The following is a 13,652-nucleotide window of genomic DNA, read 5'->3' as shown; positions in this document are numbered from 1 at the left end:
TCTTTTCAAGGGAATAATGTAGTACTTAAGAAATGTAGCTCTATACGAAAACTTTAATAAGAATAATTCTTGTTTTTGAAAGATGAGATGATAAGAAGCAAATCATTACATCTAATGAGAATATTTACTCAAAAAATGCTTACTGTTGATTTGTTAAAGTTTTTGATTTTAACAACGGATAAGAAGAAATTCTGATAGCATGAGTATCTTAGAAATATGGAACTAAAACGTGGAAAAGTTTGAGTTTTTAATTCCTCCAAAAACTTTGGAAGATGACCTCCTGGATTTGAACAAACAAGGAATACTCGCTGGGCCTGAAGAATTAAAACCGCCTTTTTTATATCGCGCTCAAGATATAATTGATAACGCTCCTGATTATCCCACAGCATTCCCTCCGAGATTACAAGAGATTTTTGATATTAATCCTACACATTTAGAAGTCATATATTCTAATGAAGGAATGGATGTTTGGGAGGCTGGGTGCACATGGATAACCAATAACCATGTCACCATACAGCTGCGCAAACATCTACGTAAAGCTGCACGTTGGTTTTATATGTATTCTAAAGAAGAAATTCTTTCTCATGAAGCCGTACATGCAGCACGTATGAAGTTTTATGAACCTATGTTTGAAGAGGTTTTAGCTTATCAAACCTCGCCAAAAGTTTGGAGACGCTTTTTAGGACCGTTATTTCGTTCCCCAGGAGAGAGCTATTGCTTATTTTTCTTTGTTCTTTCTGGGTTAGGGTTAGCTTTATGGTCTCCTTTAGCAGGTCTTGCCTGTATTCTTTCTACACCTGTGTATTTCGGAACAAGATTATTGATTGTACAGAGCTATTTTCGTCGTGCTATGAAGAAAATCCGCAAAATGCTGGGGATTCCTCCTTTATGGGTAATGCTAAGACTTACAGATGCTGAGATTCGTATGTTTGCAACACAACCTATTCCGGTTCTTGAAAAATACGCTAGAGAACAGAAATTAGAAAGCGTTCGCTGGCAGCAAATCTATGTAGCGTACTTTACCTAATTGCTAAAATGTAAAACCGCTTTACATTTGTGAATGTACTTTTCTTTTATGCGCAGGGAGAATTTTTAATTGTGTTCGGTATTTAGCTACCGTACGACGGGCACATTGGATGCCCTGTTGTGAGATACGTTTGCTAATATCAGCGTCAGACAAAGGTGTGGTTTCAGAGGCTACCCATTGATGAATCCATTGTAATATAGTTTCTTTGGATTGAGAATCACTAGTACTTACAGGACGAGGGAAGAGGTGTTTCAGAGGTATGATACCTATAGGGCCTGCCAAGGTTTTATTTTCTATAGCACGAAATATCGTAGATTCATGATAGGGCAATTCTTCCGATAGATTTTTTACAGACAACGGCTTAGGGCAGGATGTTTTGCCCAAGAGAAAGTTTTCTTGATGAGGAAGGATTTTCTCAACAATCGAAAACAATGTTTGTTCTCGTTTTCTTAAGTTTTTAATCAGCCATTTAGCAGAAAGAATTTGCTGTGTGAGGGTCTTTTTTTCCTCTCTAGGTAACTGTTCATAAATGTGAAATACTTCGCTATTCAGTTTTATAGGAGGTAGTCCTTTGGAACTGATTTGAATCTCCCAAACCCGATCTTTTTTAGCGACATAGACGTCAGGAAGCGCGGGTTGTATATTGGAGGAGGACGCATATCCTTTGGCAGGGCACCACGGGATTGTGGTTAATGCATTTTTAAGAGCATGTCTTAAGTCTGCAGGGGAGCAGTGACATTTCTTTGCTATACGGAGGAAGTCACAGTTAATCAAAAGAGAGTAGTGCTCTTTGATAATCTTGTAAGCAAGGGTGTGTGGGGAGCCTTCTAAATGGAGAAGCCAATAATCTTGTAGAGATGGAGAAGCAATACCTAGAGGATGGAAATATTGAATCGTTTTCCATACTTTATTCACGGCCTCTAGAGACACTTCAAGTTGTAGCGAGAGTTCTTCAGGAGAAGAAAGAAACAAACCTTGATCTGAGAGATTTCCTATAATGTGTTGAGCAATAAGCAGATCTTCAGGACGATCAAAAGTTTGTTGCACCTGTGTGAGAAGATGGGAAAATAAAGATTCAGGACGAGAATAGGAAGCATCCACGGAAGGGAATGAAGAACATGTGGACCATTCTTCCTCTTCTAGAGAAGAGATATCGAAAAATGGGTTATGAATGATTTGTTGAAGTATATAGGAGGAGAGTTCTGTAATCGGAGATTGTAACATTTGCAATCCCTGCTGCATACGCAGCGAGGGAAGGTAGTTAAGAGAAAGCTTTTGATGGTGCTGAAACATACCTAATGTACTTGAATCAAGTAATCTCTAGGGATTTCCTTAAGAAAACGACTCGGTTTCATGACACGCACTGTGCCCCAAAGAAAACGAGTTTGTGCTGCTGTTAAGTAAAGGAGATCTTGGGCTCTAGTGATTCCTACGTAACATAGACGTCGTTCTTCTTCAAGATTTTCATAACTACCTTTAGAGTTTGCATGAGGGAAGAGGTTCTCTTCCAATCCTACAACAAAAGCTATGCGGAATTCTAAACCCTTACCATTGTGAATTGTCATGAGATTTACACGATCTGCAACGAGTTCCGTGTCATCAGTAGAACTTTTTAAAGCAAGATCATCTAGGAAATTTTCTAAGGTTCCATCTGTATTTTGCTGTTCCCACTCAAAAGTTTTTGAAGCGAGTTCGTCAAGATTGCTTTTCCGATCTTCAAAAGTATCAGGATCTTCCTTTAATACTTGGAAATATCCAGTGATGCGTATTGTAGCGACAACAAACTCATTAAGAGGAAGGGTTGCATAAGCATGTTCGAGTTGTTGGAAAATACTGAGATACTCCCTCAAACCTTCTTGTTGTTTCTTAGAGAGTTTCACATCTTGAGTTTTTAAAACGTTGTTACATGCTTCTAAAATCGGCAAATTATTTGTGAGAGCATACTCAATTAAAGAGGAAATCGTAGAAGGACCTAGCCCTCTTTTAGGAAGATTGACTGTCCTATCAAAAGCAACAACGTCGGATTTCGCAGTGAACATTCTTAAAAAAGCCAAGATATCTTGAATTTCTTTGCGTTTGTAAAATGAAAGACCGCCAAGAATTTCATAGGGAATACGTCTACGTAATAAAGCGTCTTCGAAAGTTCTAGATTGGAAGTTTGTCCTATAAAAAATGCAGATATCGCTAAGGGGAATCTGAGATCTTCTATGCAGACGGCTGATTTCATCAGCTACAAATTCGGCTTCTTCTTTATCTGTTTTCCCTAAGAATACACGGATTTTTTCTCCAGGGCCTTTTACGCTGCGTAGGTCTTTCTTCAATCGTGAAGCGTTGTTTTGAATTAGAGCATTGGCAGCATTAAGAATATTTCCGTAACTCCGGTAGTTATCTTCTAAGCGAAGAACAAGGGCTCGAGGATAATCTTTTTCAAAGTTTAAAATATTATGAATATTTGCCCCGCGCCAAGAGTAAATCGATTGGTCGGGATCTCCCACTGCAAATATATTTTGATGTTTCCCAGCTATTGTCTGAGCTATTTTATATTGTGCGTGGTTCGTATCTTGATACTCGTCAATTAAAAGAGCCTTCCATAATTCACTGTATTCTTTTCTGACCTCAGGAAACTCCTGAAATAGTCGTACTGTAAGAAATAACAAATCATCAAAATCTAAAGCATTGGCTTCATGTAAACGTTGCTGATATTCTTTATAAATAGAAACCACGGGATCTATATATTCTTCGGGATCCAGGTCCTCAGGGGAAAGCAAACGGTTTTTTGCTTGTGAGATATGATATTGTATGGAACTGCTTAGAGTTTTCTTTAAATTAAATTTCTGTAAACATTGTTTGAGCAGTTTGTCAGTATCGCTTTGATCATAGATAATAAAATTATTTTCTCTATTTAGTGCTTGTATAGACCTGCGTAAAATAAATACCCCTAAGCTGTGGAATGTACATACCATAGGAATGTCAGAACCATGAGCTTGAGGGCATAAATGTAAAATACGTTCTTTAAGTTCTTTCGCTGCTTTATTAGTAAAAGTTACTGCAAGGATCTCTTTAGGGGCGATACCTTCGTTAATGAGATGAAGGATGCGGCAAGTTACCACACGAGTTTTTCCTGCTCCGGCTCCAGCGAGAACTAAAATCGGACTTAGTGGTGAAGTTACTGCTGCGACTTGTGCTTCGTTTAATTCTGAAGTAAGCATAGTGGTATCCTAATTTAATAGCTTCTGACTGAAAAAAAATCAGGATCCCTGAAGCTAAAATAATCTAAGAAGGTTAATATATTTTTATTTTCAAATAATAAAAGTAGGCGGTTTATGCAGAATGCCTTTACTATAGACCAGCTTCCTTTGTCTTGGCAAGAGCAGCTTGAAAATGAATGGTCTCAACCCTACATGTATAAGCTTAGGGAATTTTTACAGTCCGAGTATTCGCAGAAAACCATCTACCCTGCAAAAGACAATATCTTTACTGCATTAAAAAGCACACCTTTTGATTCTGTGCGTGTTGTTATTCTTGGTCAAGATCCTTATCCTGGAGAAGGACAAGCACACGGATTAAGTTTTAGTGTTCCTCAAGGTGTGCGCTTGCCTCCTTCTCTTGTGAATATCTTTAAAGAATTACACACAGACTTGGGAGTACAAAATACCACGGGATGTTTACAGGCCTGGGCGAATCAAGGGATCTTATTGTTAAATACTGTATTGACTGTGCGTGCCGGCTCTCCTTTTTCCCATGCGGGTCGGGGATGGGAACAGTTTACTGATGCAATTGTTACCAAACTCATAGAAAACCGATCTCATGTTATTTTTGTTTTATGGGGGAATGCTGCAAGGAAGAAATGTGATTTGCTGTTTCGTTCCACACATAAACATGCAATTTTAGCATCTGCGCATCCCTCCCCTTTATCGGCACATCGTGGCTTTTTTGGTTGTTCGCACTTTTCAAAAATTAACTACCTGCTTAAAAAGCTGAATAAGCCCATGATTAATTGGAAGCTCCCATGAATGAAGGTATTCAAACGGTTTCTTTTAACAAGACCCACCGACTTACAGCGAAATCTACAGTGAGTTTAGAAATGCCTGTAGCTACACAGAAACTTCAAGGAAAAGAAGGCATGCCAGCAGCGGCAAGTTTAGAAGCAGATTTTTTAAGAGCAGAAGCTATACTTGCAGAGATGCGAGAAATCCGCGGCTGCTTAGAACATTCATTGGAAATGTTAATTCCTAGAGACTAGCTGTTTCTCTAACAGGTCTTGTAAATAAGGAGCGAGCTTTTGTAAAGCTTTAGCTCTGTGGGAGACTTGATTTTTTATATCTTCGGAAAGTTCAGCGAACGTCTGTTTGTAGTCATATTTTAAAAATAAAGAGTCATAACCAAAACCCGAAGAGCCTTTTTCTTGATGGCTAATATAGCCTTCACAAATCCCACGAGTCTTAAAGAATTTTCCTTCAGGCGAAGCAAGCACAATGCAACATTCAAAATAAGCAGAACGATCTACGATGCTTTCTAAAGATTGCATTTCTTGCAGAAGTTTTTTTCTGTGGTCTTTATCACAAGCATCTTCTCCGGCAAAAGTCGCTGATAGCTTGCCAGGAAGCCCATTTAATGCAGGGACCATAAGCATAGTGTCATCCGCGATTACCCAAGAGTTCAGTTCTCTTGCTGCGTGGAGACCTTTTGCTAGAGCGTTTTCTTCGGGAAGACAACCTACTTCTTTAGGAGAGCGGTAGTTAGGGAAATCTGTTAATGAGAAAATGTCAAAGCTTCCTAATTGTTTTAAAAAAGTCTTGGTTTCTCGTATTTTATAACCGTGGGAGCTAGCAATCACTATCTTCATGGGTTTCTCCTTAGCAAAAGGGAAAGAGCAAATAACTAACAGTTTCTGTCTCGTGTAGAATTACATTAGTAATTTTGTCGATTGTAGTGCCTTTCGCGATTATATTACAAAATAATCGAAATAGGCGCACCTACACAACTATTAGCAAGGTTGCATAAAGTTATCTTTTTTGCTAGCAGTACTTAACCAACATGCAAACTATCAAAATGTTATTTTTATAATCAGATAGGTTTTATGAGACTCATACGCTCATTTTTAATTTTATTATGTTTATTTCCTTGCTTAGGGTTCCCTCAAGTGTCAGTGGGACTAGATCGTATTTTTAATGATGAGCCGTATCTTTCTTGGATTCGTGATAAGAAAATAACATTAATATCTCACAATGCTGCTATTAACCATGAGGGGAAAGATTCCCTCTCTGCTTTTCTAGAACATCGTGATCTATGTTCTTTGAATGTTCTCTGTACTTTAGAACATGGATATTATGGAACTGCACCGGCAGAAACTCCTGGAACAGCTCCGAAGGTTCAGGGATTACACATAGTTTCATTATATGGTGTTAAAGAGGTTCCTGAGCATGCTGTACAGGGGAGTGATGTTTTAATATATGATGTGCAGGATATAGGAGTGCGTTCGTATACTTTCATCACTTCCTTGCTTCATCTGGTGCGTGCAGCACAAAAGTACAAAAAACACCTCATCATTTTAGATCGCCCGAATCCTATGGGCGGTAAGATAATAGATGGCCCTATGCCGATATCTCAATCGGAGTATGCTCCTGAAATTCCCTATTGCTACGGAATGACTCCTGGAGAATTAGCACTTTTTTATAAAGCGAAATACGCCCCCTATGCTGATGTGTCGGTAGTTCCTATGCAGGGATGGAAGCGCTCTATGACATTTTCGCAAACAGGATTAAATTGGATTCCTACTAGTCCACAAATTCCTGATGCGCAAACGGCATTTTTTTATGCAGCAACAGGAATTATCGGAGCCTTGTCTATATCCAGTATTGGCATAGGCTATACCCTTCCTTTTCGATTGATTGGTGCTCCTTGGATGGATGGGAATCTTGTTGCTAAAAAACTAAATGAAGCGCGCTTGCCGGGAATCACATTTTATCCTTTTTGTTACGAACCTTTTTTTGGCAAATATAAAATGGAGCTTTGCTCAGGCGTTTTGCTTGTATTAGATAAACCTAGAGAGTTTCTTCCTATGGAAACGCAAAGTACAATTTTAGGAACTTTGAAAACTCTTTATCCTAAACAAGTGGAGAATGCCTTTAACGCTTTAGAGAAAATTCCTTTGCGAAAAAACTCTATATATCGTTGTTTAGGCGAAGAAACATTTCTGCATATCTGCCAGAAAGAACGCTATATTATTTGGCCGTTAAAAAAGTTGTGTACTGAGGGGAGAACAAAGTTCCAAAGTACACGTAAGCCTTTCTTAATAGCTGATTATGGTGAAGAAGAGTAATTTTTTCTCTTGATTCCACTGTTTGACAGGAATTTTTGTTGTTTCTATAAGCGACCTTATAGGGTCGCCTTATCCCTGGAATCTAGGGAGACATAGAAAGAACGTGTCTAAAATATTCAAGAATCGATTAGAAGGGCTTAGCGCGTTAAATCGGGGGGTGCGTGCTTTAGCTAAAGCTGTAATTGCAACTTTAGGGCCACAAGGGTCTTGTGTTGTTATCAAAAAAGATCGCGTGTCTCCTTATGTCACAAAACACGGTGCTTCTATAGCTAAAGAAGTGACTTTGACGGATGCTTTCGAACATACGGGTTTGAAGCTTGCTAAAGAAGCCGCGTTGCAAACAGAAATCCAGGTAGGAGATGGATCTACTACCGCAGTTGTATTGATAGATGCGTTATTTTCGTCAGGATTGAAAGGGGTTGCTGTCGGGTTAGACCCTTTAGAGATCAAACAAGGAATTCATCTTGCTGGGGAGATGCTGGATAAGGAGCTTACTAAGCTCGTAATTGAAGCAGATCCAAAAGAAGATGTATTACAAATAGCGACAACATCTGCAAATAACGACCCTTTGATAGGAAGACTTATATCTGATGCTATAGCAACTGTAGGTATAGAAGGTGTTATCTCTATAAAAGAGGGAACGAATAAAGAGACGACGCTAAAAGCAACTACTGATGTGGGTTTGAATGCTGGATATTTATCCCCGTATTTTGTCACCCATCCAGAGACTATGGAAGTGATCTATGAAAATGCTTCCATCTTGTTGTGCAATCAGACGTTATCTTGTTTAAATCAAGCATTTATTCATTTTTTAGATCAGACTTTTCAGACGAGTAAAAATCCTTTAATTATCATTGCTGAAGATTTTGATCCTCAGCTTCTTTCTATTTTAATTGTTAATAAGCTTAAGGGGGAGCTCCCCATATGTGCTATAAAAGCTCCTGGTTTCGGTAATCAACGTAAGGAAATCCTTGAAGATATTGCCATTTTAACAGGGGCAACTGTTGTAGGGGATCTATTGGGAATTTCTTTGGAAGAAGGAAGCCCAAGTATTCTTGGTTCCGTTGGGAAGATCGTCATTACACAAAATACAACCCTTTTATCGGAAGGAAAAGGCAATCAGGAAAGAAGAGAACAGCATATAGATTATTTACGCCGAGCCATTGCTCATAGTAGTTCCGAAATGGATACTGAAGATTTAGAAAAGCGTTTAGCCAGATTTGTTGGAGGGCTTGCTCAAATACATTTAGGAGCAACTACAGAAAACGAATATCGAGAAAAGAAAATCTGTTTAGAAAGTGCTTTAAAAGCAACAAAAGCAGCTTTTAAAGAAGGATGCCTTCCTGGAGGTGGAACAGCGTTAGCTCGTGCCGCATCTGTTGTAAAAATCCCAGAGCAATTACCGGCTGGGGTGATGTTTGGCTGTAAGTGTATGTTGCAATCAGCAGAAGCTCCTCTGAGGATCTTGGCAAGAAATTCCGGGAAAGTTCCAGACGCTGTAGTTGCGACAGTCTTAGAACATGCCGATCCTTATTTTGGATACAATTGTGTTCATGATACCTTTGAAAATTTAATTTCAGCAGGGGTTTTAGATCCTCTGACAGTGATTAAATATATTTTAAAGCATTCGATTTCTATTTCCTGCTTACTTTTGACTAGTTCATTTTTTATCGTGGACTCTTCCAAGGAATTGCAAGATCCTCAATTTCCGGAAACTTCTCTCCCGGATGATCTCTAGCGGTAAATAAATTTTATACAACGCCTGATGAGAATATCTTTTTTGTTTAGAGCGATCTTTTTTCAAAGATAGAGGAGAAAGACTTGATCATTTGGCTGAACTTGACTACACTTTTCATCGAAAGAGCTGTGCACCAGTAGCTCAGTGGATAGAGTACCTGGCTACGAACCAGGTGGTCAGAGGTTCAAGTCCTCTCTGGTGCGAAGCATAATTTAAAAAATAGGGTCGTAAAGTGGGATCGTTATTTATTGGGAAAGCTGCCCCAGATTTTTCTGTACAAGCAGTCGTTGACGGCGAAGTAAAAAACATCTCTTTGAAAGATTATCGTGGTAAATACGTTATTCTTTTCTTTTATCCTAAAGACTTTACTTATGTTTGTCCTACAGAGTTACATGCTTTTCAAGATTCTTTAGAAGAGTTTGAAAATCGCGGAGCTCAAGTTATTGGCTGTTCTGTTGATGATCTCGACACACACCAGCGTTGGTTAAAAACTGACAAAAAAGCTGGTGGAGTTAAAGGTATCACCTATCCTCTAATTTCCGACACTACTCATGAGCTTTCTAAGCTTTATAGTGTTTTAGACTCCCAGTCAGGGTTATCCTTCCGTGGGTCATTCTTGATTGATAAGGAAGGTATCATCAGACATATGGTAGTAAATGACCTTCCTTTAGGTCGTTCTATAGATGAAGAGCTTCGGGTGTTAGATGCTTTGATTTTCTTTGAAAGTCATGGGTTAGTATGTCCTGCAAATTGGCAGCAAGGACAGAAAGCTATGGCTCCTAATGAAGAAGGTCTAAAAGAATATTTCGGAACTATCGACTAGAAAATCTTATTAAAGGTTAACAAATCGTAGAGGTCTTGCTCGAAAAATAAAAGAAAACTTTTATATTTTCGGCAGAGAGATTTAGAGGCTTCTATGATGTGTTGATCACCAACACCAGGAAGACCCATAGCGATAATGTTTTTTAGAGTAGTTTGGGTATTTAAGAAGTGAAGTCCAAAAAAGTAGCTGTCTATACAATACCCTTCCTCTTTTACTCGGAAGTAGAGCACGTTATAGTTGTACATTAGTGCTTGTATTGCTAAGGCTATTCCTGATTTGGTTGTTGCAGATCCGTTGCCTAAGTGGTCATAAAGCTCTGCTGTACTACGACATAAATAGGCGGTATCGTAGCTTCCTTTTTCTGCTTCACCAAATAAAGCAATCGTCAATTTCATTGAATTATAGATAAATCGGACTTTATTTCCGATCCTACAAAAGAATTTGTTTATTATCTACAGTGAGAATTAGATATTAGTTATGCAAAAACAGATGCTTATTTCTTATTCTCTGGTAAACAAAGCTTTTGATTGGCGTAAATAATATCAGAATTCAATTTATTAAGTTTTTTTAATTCTGCTACGGGAACTTTATATTTCGCAGCAATTTTACCTAGGGTTTCTCCAGGTTTTACAACATGGATGTGAGCAGGAATCTCTTCACTAAGATCCGTATATGCTTCGGGAGAAGTTCCATCAACCAGGGCAAGAAGAGAACGTCGTAAGAGACGGATATCTTGAGAAAGAGTCTTGTGATCTTTTTGTATTTCTTGGAGTTTGTTGTGTAAGGTAGATTGGATATCTTTTACAGATGCTGTCAGCACCGCAACGGTTTTGGCTAGCGTTTTGTGCTCAATTTCTAATTGTTGGATTTGTTTTGTGAGAGATTCCGGTTTTGCAGAAGAAAGTCTTTGTATTTTGCTATCTTGTTCATCTATGCGATCTGTAAGCATTTGAATTTCTGCTTCGTGGCATAACAATTTTGTAGAAGCATCTTCTATCTCTGCCAGCACAGTTTGTATGGCAGGAGGTTTCCCCGCTGCGTGTGTAGGCAAAGTCAATCCTAAGCAGCACCAGAATCCGTAATAGAAAAAATGTTTATAACTAACGTGCATGGATTTTAAATTCTGTACGACGATTTTGTTGCCAAGCAAGTTCATTATGACCCAGGTTTATCGGCTGTTCTTTTCCATAAGATACGGTGAATAGCCGGTCTGCTGAAATCCCCTGTTTAATTAAGTGTTGCTTAACAGCATTGGCGCGGCGAGCTCCCAAAGCTAGGTTATACGATGCAGCTCCGCGCTCATCAGTATGACCCTCTATGTACAGTGTCATTTTTGGAGATTTCTGCATTTGACGAACAAGACTAGATAAAATAGCTAAGTTTTCTTCACCTTTGATCGTGTAGCTGTCCGTTGCGAAAGTAATATTACGGAAAGCCATGGACTGACTGCTTGTTTTATATAACTGTTCTTCTTTGGAATCATAGGCATCCGCAAAGTGTTGATTCATCTCTTCATCGGTGTAGAGAGGAACAAAAGCGAAATTTTGTTTTCTTCTTCTAGGATGTTGACAATCTTCGCAAATAGTATCCCAATCACCACAAGGATAAGAGCATGAAGGTAGGGCGAAAAGAGTAAGTAGTAAACAACTCAGAACGCTTAGGTATTTCTTTTTCATAAGATTCTCTTTATTGGTTATCAGGGAAACCTCCCCAAGAAGGAAAACGTTTTTCCCCTAATCCTATAACAATTTTCTTAGTTTTTTGGGTAATCAGACTTAATAAATAAAGTTCTGACTCTCCTGAGTTCCCTGCACTATACACAAGATGCTGACTATCCACGGCCCATGAAGGCCCTTCCTTGTCTACAGGGGTTGTTGTTAGTTGATAATCTTTCCCAGTAGCCAGATCATATAGGCAAATCTGCCGAACACCCTTAATCACAGAGCAAAAGGCTATTTTTTTACCATCAGGAGACCATGAAGGGCAACTGCTATTTCTATATTTTTTGGTTAATAATCGGGGAGATTGAATTTCTGGGTCTATTTGAAGGATGTATAAACGTGGTCTACCATCTTTATTGGAAACAAAAACTAACTTAGAGCCATCAGGACTAAAAGAAGGGTTACCTTGTGTTCCAAAAGTTTCATTAAGGACTCTACGGGGTTTCCCCATAGCGCCTTTTGATAGGGAAAAACTCTGAAGAAATAAATCCGGATTTCCATACGAATCCGAAATAAAAGCTAATAGCTTTTTCTTAGGAGAAAAAGCTGGCATAAACTGATTCCCTTGTAAATGCAGAACCTTTTTCCCCGTAGTGTTCTCTAAAGAACCTAAGAAAATCTTCGGAATGCCAAATTTATAGGAAACATACAGGTAGGGATTCTTGCTCCCTATATTCATCCAATTAGGAGTAATAGATAAGGAGTTTTCTTGTGTAAGGGGGCGCAAATTCCCTCCATCATAATCTACAGACCAAAGCTCGCCTTGTTTTAATTCACTATCTTTAGGATTTTTACTTAGAGAAAAAATGATTTTCCCCGAGCTGATTCCAGGAACACTTGTAAGGGCATAATGAATCTTATCAGCAGCTTCATGTATTTTCTGACGGTTAGAAGCGTTATCTTCTGTAAGCACCAGAGAGTGCATGGGTTGATAATTTTGAGTCCCTCTGGATAAGGTAAATGTGATTTCTGGATAATGGGAAACAATAGCTATATTAAAAGGTGCTGAGGAAGTCCCGGTTTGAACAAGAGAAGGTTGAAGACGATCACCAAGAGCTAAATCATTAATGAAGGTAGTACACAATGAGCGTAAGTATTTTTGTTGTGGCGCATCGTTAGAGCCGATCTTTAACTCTATATGTATGGGTAAACGAGATATCTCAGAACGCACAGAGACTTCTAAGTCTTTAGCATAGAGGGAGATCATCCCAAAAATCAGGAAAGCACTGACTAACATACGTCGTAACATTCCAACAACCCCTACTATGTTAAGACTCATTACTCAGCAGTTTAATATGAAAAACGATATTTTTCGAGATTTTGTATTTATCTAAGAATTTTTTAAAAGGAATTGCGTGGATGCGCATAAGAATGAGTTCTTTTTCGGATTCGCTAATTTCAGATAATAAAACACAATCCTGAATCCGTCCTTGAGGCGTTAATACAAGTTTTAATCTCACTTCTCCAGAAAAAGGAAGAGTCATGTGCTCACGGAGCAATTGGCATAATTCTTCATCTTGTGTTGTTGCTAAAGTTGTTTGTACTGCGAGTTGTTTATTTGTAGGAACAGTGATATCGGCGAGCCGAGCATTACTGTCATCAAGATGTTTTGAGAGTGTTTTTGTCAGGTCTGCAATTGCTTTGAGTTTGGCTTCTTTTCCTATGCTTTTGTTTGCTGTGGGGTGATTTTCTCCCTTGGGTTGTGGTTTCGGCTTTTCTTTAGGTTTATTGGGGACACAAGGTTTTTGAATATCCTCAGTTTTTTTCTTTTCGACAGGCGGTTTTACGCTCGGTTTCTGAGGAGATGGCTCAATATCGCGTTTATCTGTATGTTCTTTTAGGGTGGGTTGAGGCGTTGTTACAGTTGCTACACTAGGCAAAGGTTCTCTTAAAGCAACAATTTTTTCTTTAAATGGTACAGGTTTAGTCGGTGGTTTGTTTGCGGGAGAATATGAAAGGAGAGCTATACACGCTCCGTGGAAAATGATGGCAAAAAGGCTATAAGGAAGAGCTTTTTTCAT

At 38.7% G+C, this 13,652-nt stretch carries 14 protein-coding genes and 1 tRNA gene; 7 read left to right on the top strand and 8 right to left on the bottom strand.

Annotation, left to right across the window (positions count from 1 at the left end):
- Positions 1 to 229: 229 nt before the first annotated feature.
- A complete protein-coding gene (locus tag G5O_RS10100) occupies positions 230 to 1,027 on the top strand; it encodes a hypothetical protein (RefSeq protein ID WP_006343648.1) in 798 nt (265 codons plus the stop codon).
- A gap of 21 nt (positions 1,028 to 1,048) precedes the next feature.
- Here G5O_RS10100 and rpoN read toward each other — a convergent pair whose 3' ends face one another.
- A complete protein-coding gene (rpoN, locus tag G5O_RS10095) occupies positions 1,049 to 2,320 on the bottom strand; it encodes an RNA polymerase factor sigma-54 (protein WP_006343647.1) in 1,272 nt (423 codons plus the stop codon).
- Positions 2,321 to 2,322: 2 nt separating this feature from the next.
- Positions 2,323 to 4,236 (bottom strand): ATP-dependent helicase, encoded by a 1,914-nt coding sequence (locus G5O_RS10090; RefSeq protein ID WP_006343646.1) that lies wholly within the window; start codon positions 4,234 to 4,236, stop codon positions 2,323 to 2,325.
- A gap of 114 nt (positions 4,237 to 4,350) precedes the next feature.
- On the opposite strand from G5O_RS10090, the gene ung reads away from it, so the two are divergent.
- Positions 4,351 to 5,040: a uracil-DNA glycosylase gene (gene ung, locus G5O_RS10085; protein WP_006343645.1), complete on the top strand. Its 690-nt coding sequence runs from the start codon at positions 4,351 to 4,353 to the stop codon at positions 5,038 to 5,040.
- Positions 5,037 to 5,270 carry a hypothetical protein gene (locus G5O_RS10080; protein WP_006343644.1) on the top strand — a complete coding sequence of 78 codons (234 nt, stop codon included), beginning with the start codon at positions 5,037 to 5,039 and terminating at the stop codon, positions 5,268 to 5,270. Before ung ends, G5O_RS10080 begins: the two co-directional genes overlap by 4 nt.
- On the opposite strand, the gene rdgB is transcribed toward G5O_RS10080, so the two are convergent.
- Positions 5,253 to 5,873, bottom strand: coding sequence for an RdgB/HAM1 family non-canonical purine NTP pyrophosphatase (rdgB, locus tag G5O_RS10075; protein ID WP_006343643.1), 621 nt, complete (start codon positions 5,871 to 5,873; stop codon positions 5,253 to 5,255). The two genes, G5O_RS10080 and rdgB, sit on opposite strands and share 18 nt — an antisense overlap.
- 234 nt (positions 5,874 to 6,107) lie before the next feature.
- Between rdgB and G5O_RS10070 the strand changes: the two genes are divergently transcribed.
- The 4 genes from G5O_RS10070 to G5O_RS10055 all read left to right on the top strand — a co-directional run bounded on the left by G5O_RS10070 (position 6,108) and on the right by G5O_RS10055 (position 9,910).
- Positions 6,108 to 7,349, top strand: a complete 1,242-nt coding sequence (locus tag G5O_RS10070) for a DUF1343 domain-containing protein (RefSeq protein WP_006343642.1) — start codon at positions 6,108 to 6,110, stop codon at positions 7,347 to 7,349.
- A gap of 103 nt (positions 7,350 to 7,452) precedes the next feature.
- A complete protein-coding gene (gene groEL / locus G5O_RS10065; protein ID WP_006343641.1) occupies positions 7,453 to 9,087 on the top strand; it encodes a molecular chaperone GroEL in 1,635 nt (544 codons plus the stop codon).
- Positions 9,088 to 9,217: 130 nt separating this feature from the next.
- Positions 9,218 to 9,290, top strand: a tRNA-Arg gene (locus G5O_RS10060).
- Positions 9,291 to 9,319: 29 nt separating this feature from the next.
- Positions 9,320 to 9,910, top strand: a complete 591-nt coding sequence (locus G5O_RS10055; RefSeq protein WP_006343640.1) for a peroxiredoxin — start codon at positions 9,320 to 9,322, stop codon at positions 9,908 to 9,910.
- Here the strand turns inward: G5O_RS10055 and G5O_RS10050 are convergent.
- The 5 genes from G5O_RS10050 to G5O_RS10030 form a co-directional block, all read right to left on the bottom strand.
- Positions 9,907 to 10,305 carry a hypothetical protein gene (locus G5O_RS10050; RefSeq protein WP_006343639.1) on the bottom strand — a complete coding sequence of 133 codons (399 nt, stop codon included), beginning with the start codon at positions 10,303 to 10,305 and terminating at the stop codon, positions 9,907 to 9,909. The genes G5O_RS10055 and G5O_RS10050 overlap by 4 nt on opposite strands.
- 98 nt (positions 10,306 to 10,403) lie before the next feature.
- A complete protein-coding gene (locus G5O_RS10045; protein ID WP_013462760.1) occupies positions 10,404 to 11,021 on the bottom strand; it encodes a LysM peptidoglycan-binding domain-containing protein in 618 nt (205 codons plus the stop codon).
- Entirely contained in the window at positions 11,011 to 11,586 is a 576-nt protein-coding gene (locus G5O_RS10040) for an OmpA family protein (RefSeq protein ID WP_006343637.1), read from the bottom strand. Before G5O_RS10040 ends, G5O_RS10045 begins: the two co-directional genes overlap by 11 nt.
- Before the next feature lie 10 nt (positions 11,587 to 11,596).
- Entirely contained in the window at positions 11,597 to 12,880 is a 1,284-nt protein-coding gene (tolB, locus tag G5O_RS10035; RefSeq protein ID WP_006343636.1) for a Tol-Pal system protein TolB, read from the bottom strand.
- Positions 12,881 to 12,899: 19 nt separating this feature from the next.
- On the bottom strand, positions 12,900 to 13,652 hold the full coding sequence (locus G5O_RS10030; protein ID WP_006343635.1) for an inclusion-associated protein: 753 nt from the start codon (positions 13,650 to 13,652) through the stop codon (positions 12,900 to 12,902).

Source organism: Chlamydia psittaci 6BC (assembly GCF_000204255.1).
Lineage (GTDB): Bacteria > Chlamydiota > Chlamydiia > Chlamydiales > Chlamydiaceae > Chlamydia > Chlamydia psittaci.
Note: the sequence above shows the minus strand (reverse complement) of the source record. Positions and strands in the feature narration are given on the sequence as shown.